The 19988-nt window shown below is 42.2% G+C and carries 14 protein-coding genes; 1 reads left to right on the top strand and 13 read right to left on the bottom strand.

Annotation, left to right across the window (positions count from 1 at the left end; all coding sequences use genetic code 11):
- Positions 1-70: 70 nt before the first annotated feature.
- The 6 genes from O3620_RS08680 to O3620_RS08655 all read right to left on the bottom strand — a co-directional run bounded on the left by O3620_RS08680 (position 71) and on the right by O3620_RS08655 (position 10885).
- Positions 71-1936, bottom strand: coding sequence for a DUF262 domain-containing protein (locus O3620_RS08680; protein WP_371601648.1), 1866 nt, complete (start codon positions 1934-1936; stop codon positions 71-73).
- Positions 1930-3276, bottom strand: coding sequence for a DUF262 domain-containing protein (locus O3620_RS08675; RefSeq protein WP_002926086.1), 1347 nt, complete (start codon positions 3274-3276; stop codon positions 1930-1932). Before O3620_RS08675 ends, O3620_RS08680 begins: the two co-directional genes overlap by 7 nt.
- 40 nt (positions 3277-3316) lie before the next feature.
- Complete coding sequence (locus O3620_RS08670) at positions 3317-3439, bottom strand: hypothetical protein (protein WP_002893824.1); 123 nt, start codon at positions 3437-3439, stop codon at positions 3317-3319.
- Between the two features lie 86 nt (positions 3440-3525).
- Positions 3526-4473 carry a YafY family protein gene (locus tag O3620_RS08665; protein WP_048773942.1) on the bottom strand — a complete coding sequence of 316 codons (948 nt, stop codon included), beginning with the start codon at positions 4471-4473 and terminating at the stop codon, positions 3526-3528.
- Between the two features lie 37 nt (positions 4474-4510).
- Positions 4511-6409: an AAA family ATPase gene (locus O3620_RS08660; protein WP_371601647.1), complete on the bottom strand. Its 1899-nt coding sequence runs from the start codon at positions 6407-6409 to the stop codon at positions 4511-4513.
- Positions 6410-6496: 87 nt separating this feature from the next.
- Positions 6497-10885, bottom strand: a complete 4389-nt coding sequence (locus O3620_RS08655) for a PolC-type DNA polymerase III (protein WP_371601646.1) — start codon at positions 10883-10885, stop codon at positions 6497-6499.
- A 166-nt stretch (positions 10886-11051) separates the two neighbouring features.
- On the opposite strand from O3620_RS08655, the gene O3620_RS08650 reads away from it, so the two are divergent.
- Positions 11052-11594: a DUF1307 domain-containing protein gene (locus tag O3620_RS08650; protein WP_371601645.1), complete on the top strand. Its 543-nt coding sequence runs from the start codon at positions 11052-11054 to the stop codon at positions 11592-11594.
- Positions 11595-11676: 82 nt separating this feature from the next.
- Here the strand turns inward: O3620_RS08650 and O3620_RS08645 are convergent, their stop codons facing one another.
- The 7 genes from O3620_RS08645 to tkt all read right to left on the bottom strand — a co-directional run bounded on the left by O3620_RS08645 (position 11677) and on the right by tkt (position 19840).
- Positions 11677-12057: a PH domain-containing protein gene (locus tag O3620_RS08645; RefSeq protein WP_032916189.1), complete on the bottom strand. Its 381-nt coding sequence runs from the start codon at positions 12055-12057 to the stop codon at positions 11677-11679.
- Positions 12058-12147: 90 nt separating this feature from the next.
- Positions 12148-13998, bottom strand: a complete 1851-nt coding sequence (locus O3620_RS08640; RefSeq protein ID WP_371601644.1) for a proline--tRNA ligase — start codon at positions 13996-13998, stop codon at positions 12148-12150.
- Positions 13999-14063: 65 nt separating this feature from the next.
- Positions 14064-15320, bottom strand: coding sequence for an RIP metalloprotease RseP (rseP, locus tag O3620_RS08635; RefSeq protein ID WP_002920271.1), 1257 nt, complete (start codon positions 15318-15320; stop codon positions 14064-14066).
- Between the two features lie 227 nt (positions 15321-15547).
- Positions 15548-16351, bottom strand: a complete 804-nt coding sequence (locus O3620_RS08630) for a phosphatidate cytidylyltransferase (protein ID WP_002920274.1) — start codon at positions 16349-16351, stop codon at positions 15548-15550.
- Between the two features lie 18 nt (positions 16352-16369).
- On the bottom strand, positions 16370-17119 hold the full coding sequence (locus tag O3620_RS08625; RefSeq protein WP_002899059.1) for an isoprenyl transferase: 750 nt from the start codon (positions 17117-17119) through the stop codon (positions 16370-16372).
- Between the two features lie 231 nt (positions 17120-17350).
- Complete coding sequence (gene yajC / locus O3620_RS08620) at positions 17351-17686, bottom strand: preprotein translocase subunit YajC (protein WP_002920276.1); 336 nt, start codon at positions 17684-17686, stop codon at positions 17351-17353.
- Positions 17687-17863: 177 nt separating this feature from the next.
- Positions 17864-19840, bottom strand: coding sequence for a transketolase (gene tkt, locus O3620_RS08615; protein WP_002920278.1), 1977 nt, complete (start codon positions 19838-19840; stop codon positions 17864-17866).
- Between the last annotated feature and the right edge of the window lie 148 nt (positions 19841-19988).

The raw sequence follows: 19988 nt of genomic DNA, 5'->3' as shown, positions 1-19988 counted from the left end.
GAAAGCCGTTGTAAATCTGTTAGATATACAATGGCTTCTCAAATTCTCTATTTACGATAAATCTTATAACTTACTTTTTACTTCCTATAAATTCGTTAACCATAGGTAAAATCTCGTTTTCCAGTTCTTTTATCTGATCCGCTCCCCAGTCAGAATCCTTTTGTTTTGTTATTTCTGCCATCATCTGTAATTTTAGGCTTTGACGATGGAATATACCTTCTCTTTCCCATTGTTCCAATTTAGCTTCTGGATAAGAGTTCCCAAACCTAGAATTCTGACTATCAGTTATGATACAAAGATTGCCAAAGGAATGTAAAAACTCAGCAGGTAATTGGCACTCTCCATCCTGGCCATTTGGATTCTGAGGAAACCAATGCTCTATGGAACGACGATAAGCAAATTTGAATTCCTCAAACTTAACATCGTAATCTTTCTTCAATTCTTCTCGATTTTTCCATAAAACATAATCTACAAAGTTAAATGTATAAACAGGAATATCCCCGTATTTCTTTATACTTCCATCCTCAGTAAACAATCTTTCTTCTGCATATCTCACTACCATTTTTTCAAGAAAATCCTTAAACCGAGCACCAAATTCTTGATTATTTAGCTCTTCAATATGCTTGAAGAGAAATTGTAAGATTTCATATAACCAACGACTATCACGATTGGCAGTGAAGGTCACAGCAAACATGGATTGGAGGAGAATAATGTTTTTGTTTAAATTGTCAAAAGTATTTTTTTGAAAATTAATTCGAACATATTTCCATCCTCCATTTTCATTTCGTTGATATGTCTCATACTGACCTCGTTTGATTTGCCATTCGGTTTCATTTTCTAATTGGACATTTTTTACGATAAGCGTATCAAATATATGCTTCATAGTCAGAAGTAGTTGCCCAAATTGTTGGACCCATTCTCTATCTCGTCGTTCAATTTCAAAAATTTTCAATAATTTTTTATCATCAAATGTAGTTTCATTACTTCCTTCCATGATGAAAAACACTTGAAGCAAAAACGTTGGAAAATCAATTACAGTTGTATAGTTTGAAATATCTGACTCTTTACTTACTGCTCTCCCCCTCTCAGATTTGTCCTCAGAAATAGCCTCTAGTAAACTTTTTGTCTCTAACTTTTCAACTCCTATCTTATCAAATACTTCTTGCAATTTGAAATTAGCATATTCTTTCCCAAAAATTTTCTCCCCCTCTTCATCAGGATTATTTGGTCTACTTCGAATTTGAAAAGCTTTTAATACCGGCTTATCAAATTCTGCACAGGCATCCCAAATTCTTGCGAATTTTTGCGCCATTTCTTGATCTTCACCAAACTTATCCATCATTTGCGCCTTAAGAATTTCATGGGCCTCTAGTTGTTCTCCTCGAGAGTTGAAACGTTCGAAATAGAGATTCAAATCTAAATCATTAGGAAGAAGACTGCGAAAAATAATGACTTTATCAAAAAGATAATTAAAGAAAGATTGAGATTCAAATTGCCGCTCCTCTAGTACTTTTTTCAATGCGTCATAAGCATGTCTGTAACCTCTAGTCAGCTCATTTTCATCATTCTCAGAAATTTTTTGCTTGGTGAATAACTTTTGAATATTCTCATTTGACTTCTTCCTAGCTGGGAAAGTAAGATTGACAGCATTCAATCGATTAAAACCAAACTCATGTTTCAAAGCTAAGGCAATCAAATTAAGGGCTGTTGTCCGCTGTTGCCCATCTATGATTTTGAAAATACCATTCTCTTCATTAACGACTAATGTTCCAATATAGTAGTTTTCTCTTTTTTCTTGAAAAGCATCTGCTACATCGTTCAATAATTGCTCTATTTCATCATAAGTCCAGGCGAAATTTCTCTGATAAAGAGGAATAGCATAGCTATCTTCATTTAACAAACGATTAACTGATAAGCTTATATGTGTTTCTACCATTTCTCTTTTTCCTCCTCTATAATCTGCTCCACTGTATAATTTTCAAATAATTCTCGATCTATCTTGACCATGAAATCATTTGGAGTTACAGCATGGGCTAAAAGTTGGAATAGTTTTTGAACCTCTTTTTGTCTGAACCTTCCACCAGCAGCATAGTTTCCAACAGTTGCATCATATATCGCTCGAGATTTAACACGGAGGTAATAAGACCAAATAAATAAGGTCTCTACTATTTCCTTTGATAGCTCTTCTTTTCCAAATCTCTCTGCAAAAAGCAAACAAATATTTTCAAATATATTTTGGCACTTGAGATAGCGTCCCTTTGAGCTATTGTAAATTTTCAACATACCTTCTGGGTAAGTTGAATTTTTTTCTTCCCTTTCAGCTTCATCAGAAAATCCTAACTTTTCATTTAAAAATTTTTTATGAGCTATAATAGTTTCATGGGTCGATTCAATATACTCAAAAAATTTACTTCCATCAATAATAGGCATAGTAATTGACATAGGGAACTCTTCAACATGACGATACAATTCTAGGTATGGAAAGTTCTGATTTAAATCAACGCCTTTAAAATCATCGATAAAATCCTCTGTAAAGCGCAGATAAGAACCATAACGCTTATTTGTTAGTCCTGTCTCTCCCCGAGACCAACGTCTCATACGAAAAAGATGTTTATCAAATAACTCTTTGAGGCTTAAATCTTTGTCTTCCACAAACTGTTCCCACTTTTCAACAATCTTTTCATCTTCTGAATCTTGCTTACGAAGATGATAAGCTTTGAGTAAATCGTGAGGTTCTAGAGATTTTCCACGATTATTTTGTGAATCAAACAATTGAAAAGCCTCTGATAATCGTTCCTGTGGCATAGTAATCACCGAGACAGAACAATTTTCAAGTAGAAAACTACACACCTGTTCAGCTTCTTTCTCGCCTACAAGTTGGATTAAATTCTTCCATTCATTAAGATTTTCGTAAGCATTATAGCAAGATAGTTCTCCAAAGCCAGCTTCAAGTAAGTTTTTTGCTCCTTTAAATTCATCATATCTATTTAAAGCATAAAGAAATAACGAAATGGAAACCAATCGTTGCTGGCCATCTACAATATCTAAGTGTCTTTCAATATCTAAGTGCCCGTCATTCTCATGCAAAATAACAGAGCCAACTTGATATTCCTTTTTCTCCATAGCATCTCGTAAATCATAAAAAAGATTACGGATATGCTTTCTGTTCCATTTATAAGGTCTTTGATAACTTGGTATTGTTAGACTATCCCATTTCAATATTTCTGATACTTTTTTACTTTCAAACCCTATTTCTTTTTCATTGGCATTCATCATTATCTCCTAAAAATCTTATCAGCATAGAATCTTTGGTCCATTAATGCTTTGGAATAATAGTAGCATTAGGAATTGCTTTTGCAACGTTTTCTGCTGCTATTTTATCAAAAAATGGTCCTGCGATTTGATTACCAAACCTATCAACTACAATCCATTCAATCATTTTTGTCTCCTTTATTTCTTAATATATAAATTCTACACCTTTCGGTGGACATTTTATGTCCACTCAAGTTCAAATATGAAAAATATTTATTGATAGTAGCCTAAAATTTCTTTCATCGTCTTCCGAATATCACCAACTAAAGACTGTGGCGACAAAATTTTAACGGCTTCTCCTTGACTGAGCAGCCAACGCTTAAGACCAGGTGTATATTGGCTCTCAAACTTAAAACGTGTCCATCCTTCGTCAGCTGATAAGCCCTGTGCATTAGGAAATTGGTCTAAAACAATAGTTGGATCATAACGGAATTCCAATTCAATTGTGATCTTTCTTCCTAAAAAAGCGTCTACCCGCTGATTACGAATATCACCATCCCTGAATTTTTTGCCATAAGAAATGCGAGGTTTAGATTCCTTTGAGGACTTCCAAGTCTGGATTCTGTCCAAACGCAAGGTCATGTAATGCTCATTCTTAAGATTGTAAGCAACAATATAAAAATAATGAATATCATAATACAGAGAAACTGGATAAATTAGATGTTCTTTTTTATCTTGATATGGACTCTTGTAGACAATTTCTAGCACCTTCTCCTTGCGAATCATCTCTGACCATTCCCAAATCTTTTGAATACGATTTTGCTCATCTGTAATCGGAGCATAGTTCAATCTTTCGCTGTTGATAATCATTTCTATCTCTTTTTGTTCCTCTTTTGAAACAAGCCCCAACAAGCTTTTTAACAAGTCCTCATTTTCTACTTTATTTAAGGCTCTATTTTCTAATAAAATCTTAGAAATTATTAAAATATCTTTTTTATTAAAGAGTGATTTTCCTTTTAAATATCTTGTATGATGTTTTGAATCGTATGCCAACTCAGCTGCTATCATGGGCTGAGTCATTATAAAATCACCTAATAAAGCGAAATCTCTCTGAATCGTTTTGGCGCTAACTCCGAATTCATCACTTAATTGATTTTTTGATAGACGAGCTCCTGCTTGCAAACGTAACAAAATGGATAAAATACGTTCTTGATCGTTCATAAAACCTCCTCTTTCCCTATATTATAACATGAATATTCTATATGCCTGCCCTAAATCCTATTATTTTTGAGTTGTTTTCTTTTTTCTCTAAATCGAGTATTGCTTTTTCAAAATCTCTGCAAGACAAATAGCTTATGTCTTCACCATTTAGAGCTGATACTCTCTCTTTTTTCATCAGTCGCTCCGCTTGAATATATAAAACAAGCTCAAAGAGTTTTCTGACATAACGAGCATTACCAAAACTTTCTGAGCAAAGGCACTTTTCAAAATGGGTCAAGAGGATAGCTTTGCATTTTTTATCTATTAGATAACCTTGTTGATTAGCCATTAGAGTCAGAATGTCATACAGTTCATACTTGTTATAATTATTAAAATAAATGTTTCTACTAATTCTAGAAGCTAAACCTGGATTGGTGTTTAAAAACTCCTCCATCATTTCTGTATAACCAGCGAAAATCACAATAACATCATTTCTATTATTTTCCATTTCTTGAATAATTGTAGGAATAGCTTCATTAGCAAAATCACGCTCTCCTTGTGGAATTAGACTATAGGCCTCATCAATAAATAAAATACCGCCTTTGGCATTATCAAATAATCTTTTAACCTTTGGAGCTGTTTGGCCAACATATTCACCAATTAAATCTGAGCGACCTACTTCAATCAAAACGTTTGATTTAATAATTCCATGTTCATAAAAAATTTTTGCCAACAATCTAGCAACAATTGTTTTTCCAGTACCAGATGCTCCAGAAAACATAAAGTGCATAGAAGGCCGAACGGGCGAAGAATTTATTTCAAATCTTCTTTGCGATATAGAGAAGTAATCTAGAATTCTATGAATCAGACTTTTAACAGTAGATAAACCAACCAAACGGTCTAGCTCCTTCAAAGTATCAGAATTTGTGCCTAATGGATTGTTGCAACCTTTCATACAAAACAGCTCCGACGGCAAGGAAACAGTTTGTTTTCCATTACTCAAATTACTTTCTATTAAATTATATTCAATAATCTTTTGAGCAAAATAACAACTATCGTAACTATTTGTAAGACAATTGTGATTTGAAAGCAGTTTTATTAGATCCTCTTCTAAATGAAAACCATAATCCCCTAAGCGAAATTTTATAATATTAACAAGTTCGTTATATGAGTAGGGAGGAAAATTTAATTCATAAACGGCATGAAATAGAGGAAGAAATTCTCTAGATATTTCATAAGCTATGCTATCTGATTCTGCCAAAAAAATATATATTCTTCCTCCCCTTGTTTCTAAAATATTATTTTTTAATTCCTCTTTTTTTCTAGGATGCATAGTTAAATAGTCCTTTATTATCACTAAACGCTGTTCTGACTCAAAATTAACTGAAAACCCATCTTTCAAAATAGTCTTAGACTTGACATTTAATAACCTCATCAAATATTTGATAGCAAATTTTTTACCAGTTCCTAAAGAACCTTTGAAAATTAAAAACTGATTTTCAACAAGGACCTTTTCTTTTTTCTGCCTTCTTTCCTTTTGATTATTTAAAAACATTTTTAGTTTTAAAACATACTCTTTAAATTCATTTAAACCTACAATATTTAAGTTATCGCATTCTAAATCAGTAATAGCAAAGCCATCAGAATTTGAAAGCTCTCTTTCATCTGAATAAAGAAAAAGCTGACCTATTTGAACTGAATACTTGTTCCCCACCTCCTTGAAATATTCTCTTTTACTGATAGATTTAACTTTAAAATCAGTGTGTTCTTCTTCATTAATCCCCAAAGTTTTTAGCTTATCAAACAAATCCTCTTTGGTATGTTCTGTTACTCCGACAACGTAAAGACATGTCTGGCTTTTGAAACAATAAAACCATTGATTATCTTTGATAAAATCCTCATCTGCTTCTTTAATATTTTTATTCATTTTGCTAAATTCTATTTGATAAAAAAACATCTCTTCCCCCATCTACTATTTACTAAAATAAAGATAGCAAAAAAGATGGACAAATTTTGTCCATCTTTTAACTTTTTTTGAATTATTTTAGAAAAACTCATCAAACAGACTCAACTGGTTATCCTCAGGCATATTGCCCAAGATACCCATGTCGTCCATTTTTTCGACTAGGGTGCTAGAGAGGCCGCCGCGTTTGCGGAGTTCTGTCTTAGAGAGAAATTCGCCTTCTTCGCGCGCTCTGACTACTTGGCGGGCAACGTTGTCACCCAGACCGTCCATGGCAGAGAATGGTGGGATAAGGGTATCCTCTTCGATGAGAAACTCAGTTGCATGGCTCTTGTAGAGGTCTAGCTTTCCGAATTTGAAGCCCCGCTCCAGCATTTCATTAACGATTTCCAGAGTCGTATAAAGGTCAATTTCTACATTGGAGGCTTCGTTGTTCTTACGCTTCTCAGCAATTTCGTTCATCCGGCGCTTGACGGCATCAAGTCCGCCACTCATGGTCTTGATATCAAAGGCCTTAGCCCGGATGGAGAAATAAGCACAGTAGTAATAAATCGGATGATGCACCTTGAAGTAGGCCACCCGCAGGGCCATCATAACGTAGGCTGCCGCATGGGCCTTGGGGAACATGTACTTGATCTTTCCACAGGACTCGATGTACCACTCTGGCACATTGTTTTCCTTCATGGCTGCAATATAGCCATTGCGCTCTTCTTCAGAAATCTTCAGCCAAAGACCCTTCCGTACGCGCTCCATGATCGTAAAGGCCATCTTAGGATCCAAGCCCTTGTGCATGAGGTAAACCATGATGTCGTCCCGACAGCCGATAACGGTGGACAGGTCGGCAATCCCTTGCTTAATCAAGTCCTGAGCATTGCCCAGCCAAACGTCCGTACCATGAGAGAGACCAGATAGCTGTAAGAGCTCGGCAAAGGTCGTCGGATGGGTCTCGTCAACCATACCCCGTACAAAGTTAGTCCCAAACTCTGGAATCCCCAGCATACCAGTCGGCGTACCGATTTGCTCCTGAGTCACACCCAGAATATCTGTCCCAGAAAAGAGGGCCATAACGCCAGCATCATCCATAGGAATGTCATTAGGATCAATGCCAGATAAGTCCTGAAGCTTCCGAATCATGGTCGGATCATCGTGTCCCAGGACGTCTAGTTTGAGGACATTTTCATCGATATCATGGAAGTTGAAGTGGGTGGTCTGCCACTCGGCCGTCACATCATCAGCTGGATATTGGACCGGTGTAAAGTCATAAACATCCATGTAGTTAGGGATAACAACGATTCCGCCCGGGTGTTGTCCAGTTGTCCGCTTGACTCCGGCAGCTCCCTGCGCCAGACGCTCAACTTCGGCGTCCCGGTAGAACTTCCCATAGTCGCGCTCATAGCCTTTGACAAATCCATAGGCCGTCTTAGCCGCAACGGTACCAACGGTCCCAGCCCGAAAGGCGTATTCTGAACCAAAAATATCCCGCACGTCCAAATGGGCGCTTGGCTGATCCTCTCCAGAGAAGTTCAAGTCAATATCGGGTACCTTGTCCCCGTCAAATCCAAGGAAGGTCTCAAATGGAATATCCTGACCGTTCTTGCTCAGCTTGTGACCACACTCTGGACAGTCCTTATCCGGCATATCAAAACCAGAACCATAGGAGCCGTCCGTGATGAACTCGCTGTATTGGCATTTGCCACAGACATAGTGGGGTGACAAGGGATTAACCTCGGTAATCCCAATCATGGTCGCGACAAAGCTAGATCCAACAGACCCCCGCGAGCCTACCAGATAGCCCCGCTCATTGGAGCGTTGCACCAGCATCTGCGAAGCCAGATAAATCACGGCAAAACCATTCCCCAAGATGGAGGTCAGCTCTTTTTCAATTCGTAAGTCCACGATATCTGGCAGCGGATTGCCATAAATCTCAAAGGCCTTTTGATAAGTCAGCTCGGCAACTGTCTCCTCAGCCTTGTCAATGAAAGGCGTATAGAGGTCGCCCTTGACCACTTCTACCGGATCAAAGGTCTCCGCCAGCTGATTCGGATTGGTGATGACCAACTTCTTAGCTAAGTCCTCGCCTAGAAAGGCAAATTCGTCCAGCATCTCATTGGTGGTCCGGAAGTGAGCCTTAGGAAGCGGAGCCGGTTGGGCATTTTCACCGTGACCAATGGTTCGGTTAATCATAGCTCCTTGACCGAGACTCCGTACGATAATCTCACGATAGATTTCTTCTTCCGGCTCGATATAGTGGACGTTCCCCGTCGCAAGGACAGGCTTACCCAAGCGATCTCCGACCTCAATCAGATTGCGAATAATGGTCTGCAGTTCTTCCTGGTCCTTGATTTGTTCCTTGGCAATCAGTGGCTCATAGATAGCCGGCGGCATAACCTCGATAAAGTCATAATACTTGGCTACTTCGACAGCCGCATCCACCCCCTGAGAGACAACAGCATCATAGACTTCGCCTTCTGAACAGGCTGATCCCAGAATCAGTCCTTCACGATGGGCATCCAGAACAGTCCGTGGAATCCGCGGAACACCTTCAAAATACTTGGTATTGGACAAACTGACTAACTTGAAAATATTCTTCAGACCAGTCTGATTTTTCACATAGATGGTCGCATGTTTGACCCGAGCCTTCTTGTAGGAATTCTCATCGACCAGATCCGTATTCAAATCCTTGAGATTGGTCACACCATGCTTTTCAGCCACATCCTTGATAAAGATAAAGAGGAGGCGGCCAGTCGCTTCCGCGTCATAGTTGGCCATGTGATGATGCTCCAGAGCAATCTGGAAACGCTTGGTCAAAGGCCCCAGACCATGACGCTTGTACTCTGGATAGAGGTTGCGGGCAAATTCCAGTGTGTCAATGACTGGCTGAGTGATTTTCGGCAGGCCATGACGCTCATAATTGACATTCATAAAGCCTACGTCAAAGGTAGCATTATGGGCCACGAGGATGCTGTCCTTGCAAAATTCTTGAAATTCTTTCAGCACCTGCTCTAGCGGTTTAGCATTGCGGACATGCTCATCTGTAATCCCGGTCAGATCCGTCGTAAAGGCCGACAGAGGATGGCCAGGATTGATAAACTCATCAAACTCAGCGATGATATTACCCTTATGCATCTTGCTGGCAGCGACCTGAATCAAGTCATTGTAGACCGCCGAAAGCCCAGTCGTTTCCACGTCAAAGACTACATAGGTCGCATCGCTCAGTTCCATGTCCACTTCATTGTAGACGATGGGTACCCGGTCTTCTACAATATTGGCCTCCATACCGTAAATCAGCTGGATACCAGCTTTCTTGGCAGCCTTGTAGCCATGGGGAAAGCTCTGCACATTGCCATGGTCGGTAATGGCGACAGCCTTGTGGCCCCACTTTGCGGCCGTTGCCACGATTTCCTCGACCTCAGGCAGGGCGTCCATCGTAGACATATTGGTATGAGCATGAAATTCAACCCGTTTCTGGCCCTCAGGCATCAAATCCTTGCGCTCATAGTGGGTGACAGCTTGCACATCCTGCACATTCATGGTCAGATCGCGGGTGAAATTGTTCATCTCCACATTTCCCCGCACGCGCAGCCAGGCACCTTTCTTAATCATGTCAAACTTCTTGGCTTCTTCTTCGTTTTTCATCCATTTCTGCAAGGAGAAGCTGGAAGTATAGTCTGTCATCTTGAAATTGAGCAAGACCCGGCCGGTCCGAGTGACCTTCTGCTCCAGATCAAAGACCATTCCCTCAAAGACCAGACGGTTTTCCTCAGTCTGAACTTCAATCATAGGGGTAATCTCTGCCTTGTCCAGCTTTGGTTTAGCCGCAGCCTTGCGAGCTTGGAAGTCATAGGCTGGCTTTTCCTCTGGCGGTGGCGCCATCTGCTGCAGGGATTCCATGGCTTTGAGCGCTTCTTCATTGGCTGCTTGGACAATCTTGTCATTCTCCGCCTGGAAATTCTCCGCTTGCTGCTGGGTCAACTCATCGCTGTGCTGGACCTTACAGGTCAGCTGAGGAAAGCCGTACTTGACTAGCTGCTGGCTGAGATTGGGCAGGTGATTCTTGCGAAAATGCTCCGTATCAATGGTCGAAGCCCCCTCAATCAGCAGCTTGTCCCCATCCAAATGAACCTGCAAATCCTGATAAAGACTCTTGAAGCCATGACTGGCACAAGGCCCTTCCTCAAAGGCCAGCTGGTAATAAGCCTGCAAGAGTTCATCCGATACCTGAGGAGCCTGACAGTGAATTTCAAAAATGGCCTGATTGCCCGTCTTAGAAAACTCTTGAGCTAAGCGCTTCTGCAATTCCCGAAAAATCTCAATGGGCAGAATATTCGCAAAAGAAAAATGAAACTCCCAGACCCGACTGACCTTGTGGACCAGAACCTTCTCAATTTCTGCATTCAAAAAGGCCTCTGAATTTCTCATTTCCAGTGGCATATCCAGCTGATGCATTAAAATTTCAAACTTGTTTGACATGATATTTCCTCGTACAGTAGTGACCCTATTTTACCATAAATCAGCACTTTTTTCGACAGAAAAAGAATAGGACAAAACGCGAGTCCCAACACGATTATCAAGATATTTTTCCTGGAGCTAAGTTATGATATAATAGAAAAAACATTTATCAAAAGGAGTCTTAATTGTGAAGAAAATTCTCTTAGCCAGCGCTTGTCTGCTGACCCTGACTGCCTGCAGTATGCCTAATCAGAATAAGCAAGAAAACAAGCCCAAACAAAATCAGAGTCAAAGCAAGACTAAAGAAGAAAAGACGAAGACAAAAACTTTTTCTAATAAAATTGATGAGTATTATACTAATTCAGTCAAACTTTTCTATACTAAAGACAAGATCCTATCTTTCCAGCTCATTTCCAGCCAGGCCATCCCTGAAGAAAATCAAAAAATGAGTGTTGAAGAATTAACGAAATCCTATAGAGAAGATCTTAAGAAAAGTCCCATGATTGAAAATCAAGAAAAGCTAAAAGGACTTAAAATTCATCTTAAAATTTCTGAAGACAAGAAAAACGCTATAGCCATTTTTGACTTTGATCTCAGCAAAATAGATCAAGAACAGTTGATTCAATCAGCAAGTGACTCTGAAAGTAGTCAGACTTTCTTCAGGAAACTTCAAGATAAACCAGAAGTTGTCTTTGATTATTTGAAGGGGCAAGGACTTAAAGAAGAATAAAAAAGCTTTCTGAGTGATTTAACTTTATAGTTAATGCTCAGAAGGCTTTTCTGTTTATTTTAAATCCCAAAGGGGCAATATGCTATCTTAGCACTGCTTCCGCTAAGGCTTTTTGGATAGCGATGACGCTGCGATCGCTGGTAAATTGCAGGACTTCTGCTGGCTCTTGAGCGCTGGAAACCCAAATTTTCAGCTCGGCATCTAAGTCGAAATGACCGGCTGTTTCCACTGAGAAGCGACTGATAGAGCGATAAGGAAAGGACTTATAAGAAGTCTTTTTGCCAGTCATTCCCTGCTTGTCGACCAAGATTAATCGCTTATCTGTAAAGACAATCAAGTCGCGAATGAGACTAAAAGCCAGTTCCACATTCTCTGTTGTTGTCAGAATATCCTCCAATTGTCTTTCTGTTTTTTCAATATCTTTCTGAGAGGCATTGCCTAATAAACCGCCGAATAATCCCATCAATCGGTCCTCCAATCTATTTTTTCCTACTATAGCATTTTCACCTCCAATAAGCAAAAGAAAACTGCCAGATAAAACTGGCAGTTTGTTTTATTTTGTCAAAATCGACAAGGTTTCTAGCAGATTATCGGCGTGGACTTCGATGGTATCGCCTGTAGCCTTAATCTTGACTTCGACAATACCTTCTGCAGCTTTCTTACCAACTGTCACACGGATTGGGAGACCAATCAAATCGCTGTCGCTGAACTTGACACCAGCTCGCTCATTACGATCATCCACCAAGACTTCATATCCTGCACTTAGCAAGTTAGCCTCGATTTGATCAGTTAGAGCCACGGCTTCCTCGTCCTTGACATTGACCGGAATCAAGTGCACATCAAATGGTGCCAGCTCTTTCGGGAAGTTGATGCCCCAAGCATAGCGGAATTCACCCTTAGGAGTTTTATTGACAAAGAGACGGACATGCTGCTCCATAACAGCGGACAGGAGACGGCTGACGCCGATACCGTAGCAACCCATAATCATTGGTACTGCTCGACCATTTTCGTCCAAAACATTAGCGTTCATGCTGTCAGAGTAGCGAGTTCCCAGCTTAAAGATGTGCCCGATCTCAATCCCGCGAGCAAACTTGAGGACACCTTGGCCGTCCGGTGAAATTTCACCTTCACGAACTTCACGGATATCCACATACTCAGCGGTAAAGTCACGGCCTGGGTTGACACCGGTCAAGTGGTAACCATCTTCGTTAGCACCAACCACAGCGTTAGCTAAGTCTTGCACCTTGCGGTCAGCGATAATTCTCACGCCTTCTGGCAGATTAACTGGCCCTAGTGAGCCAAAACCTGCTCCCAAGAGCTGACGGACTTGAACTTCACTCGCCACATCAAAGAAATCCGCTGCCAAATAATTTTTCAGCTTGACTTCATTAAGCTGGTCATTGCCGACCAGAAGTGCTACGACAGGAGACTCGTCAGCCATGTAAACCAAGGTCTTGATTGTCTGGCTTTCATCTAACCCAAGGAAGGCAGCAACTTCGTCAATGGTCTTGCAGTCAGGCGTTGAAACACGGGCTACTTCTTCCTCAGTCACGACACGTCCTGCTGGTTTGTATTCATCCGTCGCCATTTCAAGGTTGGCAGCATAGCTGGACTCACTGGAGTAGGCAATGGTATCCTCACCAGATACCATCCAGCTGGTCAATTCTGTCCGAATAGCCTCCTGAACATCCTCAGGAATTTCATCAAAGCTGGCTACAGACTTGTCCAAGACCACCCAGCGGTTCAAATCCGTCCGGTCCGGCGTAATAGCCATGAATTCTTGGCTGTCCTTGCCCCCCATGGCACCACCATCGCCGATAATGGCTTTGAAATCCAGCTCGCTGCGGGTAAAGATTTTCTCATAGGCAGACTTGTATTCATCATAAGCTACATCCAAGCTGTCATAGTTAGCGTGGAAACTGTATGCATCTTTCATGATAAACTCACGCGTCCGTAAGAGCCCGTTACGAGGACGCTTTTCATCGCGGTATTTAGGCTGAATCTGATAGAGATTGAGTGGCAGCTGTTTATAGGATTTAACCGAATCACGGACGATAGCTGTAAAGGTTTCCTCATGGGTTGGCCCTAGGATAAAGTCAGATTTCTCACGATTTTTCAGTTTATAGAGGTCTTCACCATAGGTCTCATAGCGGCCAGACTCGCGCCAGAGGTCTGCACTGAGCAGGGCAGGCGCCAGCATCTCCACTGCACCAATCTTGTCAAACTCTTCCCGCATGATTTTTTTTGCTTTTTCAATCACGCGATTAGCCAGCGGCAGATAAGAATAGACCCCAGCTGAGACCTGACGGACATAGCCAGCTCGCAGCATCAGAGCGTGACTGATAACTTGAGCATCGCTAGGCATCTCACGCAGGGTTGGAATTAACATTTTACTTTGTTTCATAAAAACAAAACTCCTTGACTTTAATTGAATAATTTCTTTTTCATGGCTCCAAGAACCTTAGGCTCTTAGAAGAATAATTTCATAATATCGTTCCAGGTAACGGCAATCATCAGAATAACCATAATCGCAACTCCTGACAGAGTGATATAGGTCTCTGTTTCTCTTTTCAGCGGTTTTCTGCGAATAGCTTCCAGAATATTGAGGACGATTTTTCCACCGTCCAAAGCCGGAATGGGAATCAGGTTGAAAATACCGATATTGAGCGACAGCATAGCCAAAAGACTGAGTACTGCTGGCAAGCCTTGCTCTGCAGCCTGACTGCTGAAATTGTAAATAGCGACCGGACCGCCCAGCTTATTGATATTGAAGTTGAAGATGATATCTTTCAGAGCTGACAAAATACGAACCGTGGTAGACCAAGCTGCAGTAAATCCGCCAATGACCTTGTCCCAGAAGCCTGTCTTGACCGTTGGGGATACCCCTAGCAGATAACGATTGCCGTCTTTTTTAGGCTGTATGGTAATCTCTTTCGTTTCGCTGCCGTGTTTGTAGGTAACAGACAAGGTCGGCGCTTCCTTGCTCTTGCCTGTGATTTTCGCCAGAGCACTGGTTAGATCCGCCCAGTTGCTAATCTTATAGTCATTAATCTTAAGGATTTGGTCGTTATTTTGAACCCCAGCAGCTGCTATAGCACTGCCATCCATAACTTGGAAATGATTGCTGTTTTCATCGCGAACGCCGCCTTGAACAAAGGCCAGCAGCATAAATACCAGCACGCTCAGGATGAAGTTATTCATAGGCCCAGCAAAGTTGGTAATGAGACGACCCCAGATACTAGCATTCTGATACTGAACATCCAGCGGTGCAATCCGCACCTCAGTGCCGTCTTCTTCAACAATCGTTGCATCATGATCTACTGCATAAGTCTTGAGCTCATCAAGGACAAGACCAGTGATTTCCAACTTTTCCTCAAAGTCAAAGCCGGTCACATTCATGGGCAGAGCTGTCTGGTCAACCTTTTTGCCAGAGAGATTGATGCGAACCACCTTGCCCTCTGCATCCAAGGTCAGACTAGCCGGTGTCCCCACCTTAATGTCAGTGGAGTCTTCCCCCCAGCCGGCCATACGCACATAGCCCCCCAAGGGTAAAATCCGAATCGTGTAGGCCGTCCCGTCCTTACCAATATGGGAAAAAATCTTGGGCCCCATACCGATGGCGAACTCTCTGACCAAAATGCCGGACTTCTTCGCAAAGTAGAAGTGTCCGAACTCATGGACCACCACAATGATCCCAAAAATAATAATAAAGGTTATAAACTGCATGGACTTCTATATTTTACCTTTCCTAGAAATCTTGTTTTTGCTTTTAAATCAAAGAAGGAGCAGAAAACGGCCAAATACCGAGCTTCCCGCCCCTGCATAGCTGACACTTTTGAAAATAGGGTAGAAGCTCAACTCAAAATTTTGAGCTCCAAATCCTAGTTCCTTCTCAGATTGTGCGGTCTTTGGACAAACTTGCCATCCCTTGCTTTCAGCCATGCACGACTGTCTTAGAACAAGCCGAAGAAATGCATGAGCGGAAAGACGAAGAGAAGGCTGTCAAAGCGATCCAAGACACCACCGTGACCAGGAATGAATTTCCCAGAATCCTTGACCCCGAAATGACGCTTGACTGAGCTTTCGACCAAATCACCCAACTGGCCGGCAATACTAAAGAGCACTGCCAGAATCAAAAAGACAAGGGCATTGTAAGGTGCGTACACTTGCGGTCGAACCAACATAAAGATTCCAGTCACTAGAACGGCTGATAGAATGCCGCCCAGGCTTCCTTCAATAGTCTTATTAGGAGAAACTCTCGGCGCCAGCTTTCTTTTACCGAAACGCACCCCAATCAGATAAGCTCCGCTGTCAGTAGCCCAGACGATAAAGAGAGCTAGCAGGACCTTGTCAATATTCATCAAGCGGGCATCAATCAAGGCATTGAAGCCAAGACCGACATAAAAACTAGCTGCAATCGGATAGGCCGCATCTTCAAAGGTGTAGTTGGAACCTAGAACAGTCGAAATCAACAGAAGAAAGACGACCAAGCCATAGGCCACGACATTGCCATCCACAGGCAGAAACTTCAGATAGTTCTCCAGGGGCAGGGTTAGGACAAAGGCTGCCAGCATGGCTAAGACACCCTCGATTGTCGCTGTCGGCAGGCCTTTCATTTGGAGAAATTCATGCACCGCCAACATGGCCAGCAGCCCCACAAAAATCTGAAAGACGACTCCTCCTGTCAATACCAGAGGAATAAAAATAGCAAGAGCGATTCCCCCAAAGATTAGACGTTTTTGTAAATTTTTACTCATACTCTTTTACTTTCTCCCTTAAACACCGCCAAAGCGTCGATTCCGACGGCTGTATTCTGCAATTGCAGCCTTCAAAGCCTTCTCATCAAAGTCAGGCCAGAGAATGTCCGTAAAATACAGCTCACTGTAGGCTGACTGCCAAGGCAGAAAATTGCTGAGACGTAGCTCTCCACTGGTCCGAATCACCAGATCCGGATCGCGCAGCATCTTAGGCAAGTTGCTGGTATAGAGGTAGTTGCCAATGACTTCCTCAGTAATGTCACCGGGACTGAGTTTGGCATCCAGAACATCCTGAGCAATCAGTTTAACAGCCTGATTGATCTCACATCGGCCACCGTAGTTCAGGGCAAAATTGAGAATCAAACCTGTATTGAGCTTGGTCAGGCTTTCAGCCTTTTCTAAAGCTTCAAATGTTGCCTTAGGAAGCTTAGCCGTATCACCAATCATCTGAATCTTAACATTGTTCTTGTGCAGCTCTGGCACATAGCGGTCGTAAAATTCAACCGGCAGATTCATAATAAAAGAAACTTCCTTTTCCGGCCGAGACCAATTTTCCGTTGAAAAGGCATAGACAGTCAAGACCTGAACACCCATTTCCTTGGCAGCAATCGTCACCTTTTGCAGGGTTTCCATGCCAGCCTTATGACCGAATACGCGCGGCTGCATCCTTTTTTTGGCCCAACGACCGTTGCCGTCCATAATAACGGCAATGTGTTTTGGAACATTCAGCGGTGCGTTCAGCTTTTCTTTTTTCTTAAAACTAAACATACTTTTTATCCTATTTAAAGTTTTGTCAGTTCATTATATCATAAATCCTTGGAATGTGGGCAATTCATCCGCTTTTTCAAGCCTGAGAGCATAAAATAAAGACAGAATGTCAACCAGAGAAATCCAAACTCAACCAGCCTGTCCAAACTGCGAGGCGAATAAGCTTGAAACCAGACACCTCCTAACCGTATGAGTCACAGCAAAAAAACAGCCCGCAAGCTGTTTATTTCTTTACTCTTCAATCGCTGATTCTTCCTCAGGAACATCAACGCTTCCTTCACCACCAGCAACAGCAGGAATCCCCTCAGTCAATGGCAGTACCGTCTTAATAGCTGTCAGTTCAAAGGTCAGGTAAACACCGTCCACATCCAGAACAACTGTTTTCTTGTCTGTGTCCACTTCATCTACCGTTCCATACAAACCGCCGATGGTAATGACTTCATAACCCTTTTGTAGCTTGTTAAGGCTTTCCATACGCTGCTGAGCCTGTTTCTTTTGAGTACGCATTTGGAAATAGGTCATCCCTACCAGTACAACCGCAAATACAATAAGCATAATTGGATTCATATCTTTTCTCCTTCGAATGTCATATATGAACTACTATAGCAGATTTCCCTTATTTTTACAAGATGATTCTGACTTTTCAGGCAAAGTCCGTCTCAAGTCGGATGAAGCATGACTGGCCTAACCACATTTTTTAAAAAGCAAAAATCAGGATGAGCAACACCCTGATTTTATGTCTTTTTATTTAAGATTTTTAACAACTTCTGCTACGTGATCAACTGTAAAGCCGTATTCTTCCAGCACCTTACCTGCTGGAGCAGATGCACCAAACTGGTCGATTCCGACAACTGCACCGTCCAGACCAACATACTTGTACCAAGGCTGGCTAGCTGCCATCTCGATCGCTACGCGACGACGAACTGCATTTGGCAGAATTTCTTCTTTGTAGGCTGCATCTTGAGCATCAAAAAGTTCTGTTGATGGCACGCTGACCACGCGGATTTTAGCGCCTTCTGCTGCAAGTGCTTTAGCAGCTGCAACAGCCAAATTAACCTCAGAACCAGAAGCCAGCAAGATGGTATCGAAATCTGCTCCTGTTTCGTAAACCACATAAGCACCTTTAGCTACCTTGTCAAAGTCTGTGCCTTCTTCGACTGTCAGATTCTGACGAGTCAAGACCAGAGCAGTCGGAGTAGATTGGCTCTTAAGGGCCAGGTACCAAGCTGCCTGAGTTTCACGCGCATCTGCTGGGCGGAAAACAGTCAGGTTTGGAATAGCACGCAGACCAGCCAAATGCTCAATCGGCTCGTGAGTTGGTCCATCTTCACCAACTGCAATAGAGTCATGCGTGAAGACATAAGTCACTGGCAAGCCTTGAAGGGCAGACAAACGGACAGCTGCCTTGACATAGTCTGAGAAGACGAAGAAGGTACCACCATAAACGCGAAGACCACCATGAAGCGCCATACCGTTGAGAATTGTTCCCATAGCAAACTCGCGCACACCAAATTGGATATTGCGGTTGAGACGGTGGGCATCATCCTGAAGACCGTCTTCCTTGATGTAGGTCATATTGGAATGAGCCAAGTCAGCAGAACCGCCAAGGAAAGTTGGAAGGACCTTAGCTGCTGCATTGAGGGCATCCTGACTAGAATTACGGGTCGCTTGAGAGAAGCCATTTTCAAGCACTGGGAAATCTTCTGGCTTAATCTCTACTGGATCTTGACCAGCAATGATAGCTGTTACTTCTGCTGCTAATTCTGGATGGGCTTGCTTGTAGTCCTCTACTAGCTGCTTCCATGCATCGTATGCCGCTGCACCGCGCTCCGCTACATTTGTACGGTAGTCTGCATAGACTTCCTCAGGAATCTCAAATGGCGCATAGTCCCATCCCAAGGCTTTACGAGTAGCTTCAGCTTCTTCTGCTCCCAGAGGCGCACCGTGCACTGCATTCGTTCCTTGCTTGTTTGGAGAACCGTAACCGATAACCGTCTTGACTTCAATCAAAGATGGTTTGCCGGAAGCTTTAGCTTCATTAATAGCTGCATCAATCGCTGCAAGGTCTGTTCCGTCTTCCACCAAAGCAGTATGCCAACCGTAGGCTTCATAGCGGGCACGAACATCTTCTGTAAAGGAATCCTTAGTCTCTCCATCTAGGTTGATATCATTTGAATCATAGAGAACAACCAGCTTGTCCAGCTTTTGCAGCCCAGCATAAGAAGCAGCTTCAGCTGAAACCCCCTCCATCAAATCACCATCACCACAGATGACATAAGTATAGTGGTCGAAAATTGGATAGCCTTCACGATTATACTTGGCAGCCAAGAAACGTTCTGCCTGAGCAAATCCAGTAGCTGTAGAAATACCCTGTCCCAGTGGGCCAGTAGTGGCATCAACACCAGCTGTGTGCCCAAACTCTGGGTGACCTGGTGTCTTAGAACCCCATTGGCGGAAGTTTTTGATTTCCTCCATGCTGACATCTTTAAAGCCAGACAGATGAAGCAAGGCATAAAGTAGCATAGAGCCATGTCCTGCAGACAGGACGAAGCGATCGCGGTTAATCCAGTTTGGCTCTTCTGGATTGATACGAAGTTGTTTAGTAAACAAGTCATAAGCCATCGGTGCAGCACCCATGACTACGCCAGGGTGACCTGACTTAGACTTTTCAATCGCGTCAATCCCTAAAAAGCGAATGGCATTAACTGATAATTGTGACATTGGATTCTCCTTATTTTTACTAAAATCTGTTCTGACATCAGAACAGGATAAACAATGGTCGTAGAAACGATAAAAATTGTCTCATATCTATTATAAGAAAATTATCCCTATATCGCAAGATAGGGATAATCTCATCGGATACTTTCTG

The organism is Streptococcus sp. 27098_8_134 (genome assembly GCF_041431675.1).
In the GTDB taxonomy this organism is placed as follows: Bacteria; Bacillota; Bacilli; order Lactobacillales; family Streptococcaceae; genus Streptococcus; species Streptococcus sanguinis_R.
Note: the sequence above shows the minus strand (reverse complement) of the source record. Positions and strands in the feature narration are given on the sequence as shown.

What these genes read in the sequence shown, in the direction of transcription:
- O3620_RS08680 (WP_371601648.1), bottom strand. Translation starts at nt 1,936, where the DNA reads ATGGTAGAAACACATATAAGCTTATCAGTTAATCGTTTGTTAAATGAA.
- O3620_RS08630 (WP_002920274.1), bottom strand. Translation starts at nt 16,351, where the DNA reads ATGAGTAAAAATTTACAAAAACGTCTAATCTTTGGGGGAATCGCTCTT.
- O3620_RS08655 (WP_371601646.1), bottom strand. Translation starts at nt 10,885, where the DNA reads ATGTCAAACAAGTTTGAAATTTTAATGCATCAGCTGGATATGCCACTG.
- O3620_RS08645 (WP_032916189.1), bottom strand. Translation starts at nt 12,057, where the DNA reads ATGGGATTATTCGGCGGTTTATTAGGCAATGCCTCTCAGAAAGATATT.
- O3620_RS08660 (WP_371601647.1), bottom strand. Translation starts at nt 6,409, where the DNA reads ATGTTTTTTTATCAAATAGAATTTAGCAAAATGAATAAAAATATTAAA.
- tkt (WP_002920278.1), bottom strand. Translation starts at nt 19,840, where the DNA reads ATGTCACAATTATCAGTTAATGCCATTCGCTTTTTAGGGATTGACGCG.
- O3620_RS08625 (WP_002899059.1), bottom strand. Translation starts at nt 17,119, where the DNA reads ATGTTTAGTTTTAAGAAAAAAGAAAAGCTGAACGCACCGCTGAATGTT.
- rseP (WP_002920271.1), bottom strand. Translation starts at nt 15,320, where the DNA reads ATGCAGTTTATAACCTTTATTATTATTTTTGGGATCATTGTGGTGGTC.
- O3620_RS08675 (WP_002926086.1), bottom strand. Translation starts at nt 3,276, where the DNA reads ATGATGAATGCCAATGAAAAAGAAATAGGGTTTGAAAGTAAAAAAGTA.
- O3620_RS08665 (WP_048773942.1), bottom strand. Translation starts at nt 4,473, where the DNA reads ATGAACGATCAAGAACGTATTTTATCCATTTTGTTACGTTTGCAAGCA.
- yajC (WP_002920276.1), bottom strand. Translation starts at nt 17,686, where the DNA reads ATGAATCCAATTATGCTTATTGTATTTGCGGTTGTACTGGTAGGGATG.
- O3620_RS08640 (WP_371601644.1), bottom strand. Translation starts at nt 13,998, where the DNA reads ATGAAACAAAGTAAAATGTTAATTCCAACCCTGCGTGAGATGCCTAGC.
- O3620_RS08670 (WP_002893824.1), bottom strand. Translation starts at nt 3,439, where the DNA reads ATGATTGAATGGATTGTAGTTGATAGGTTTGGTAATCAAATCGCAGGA.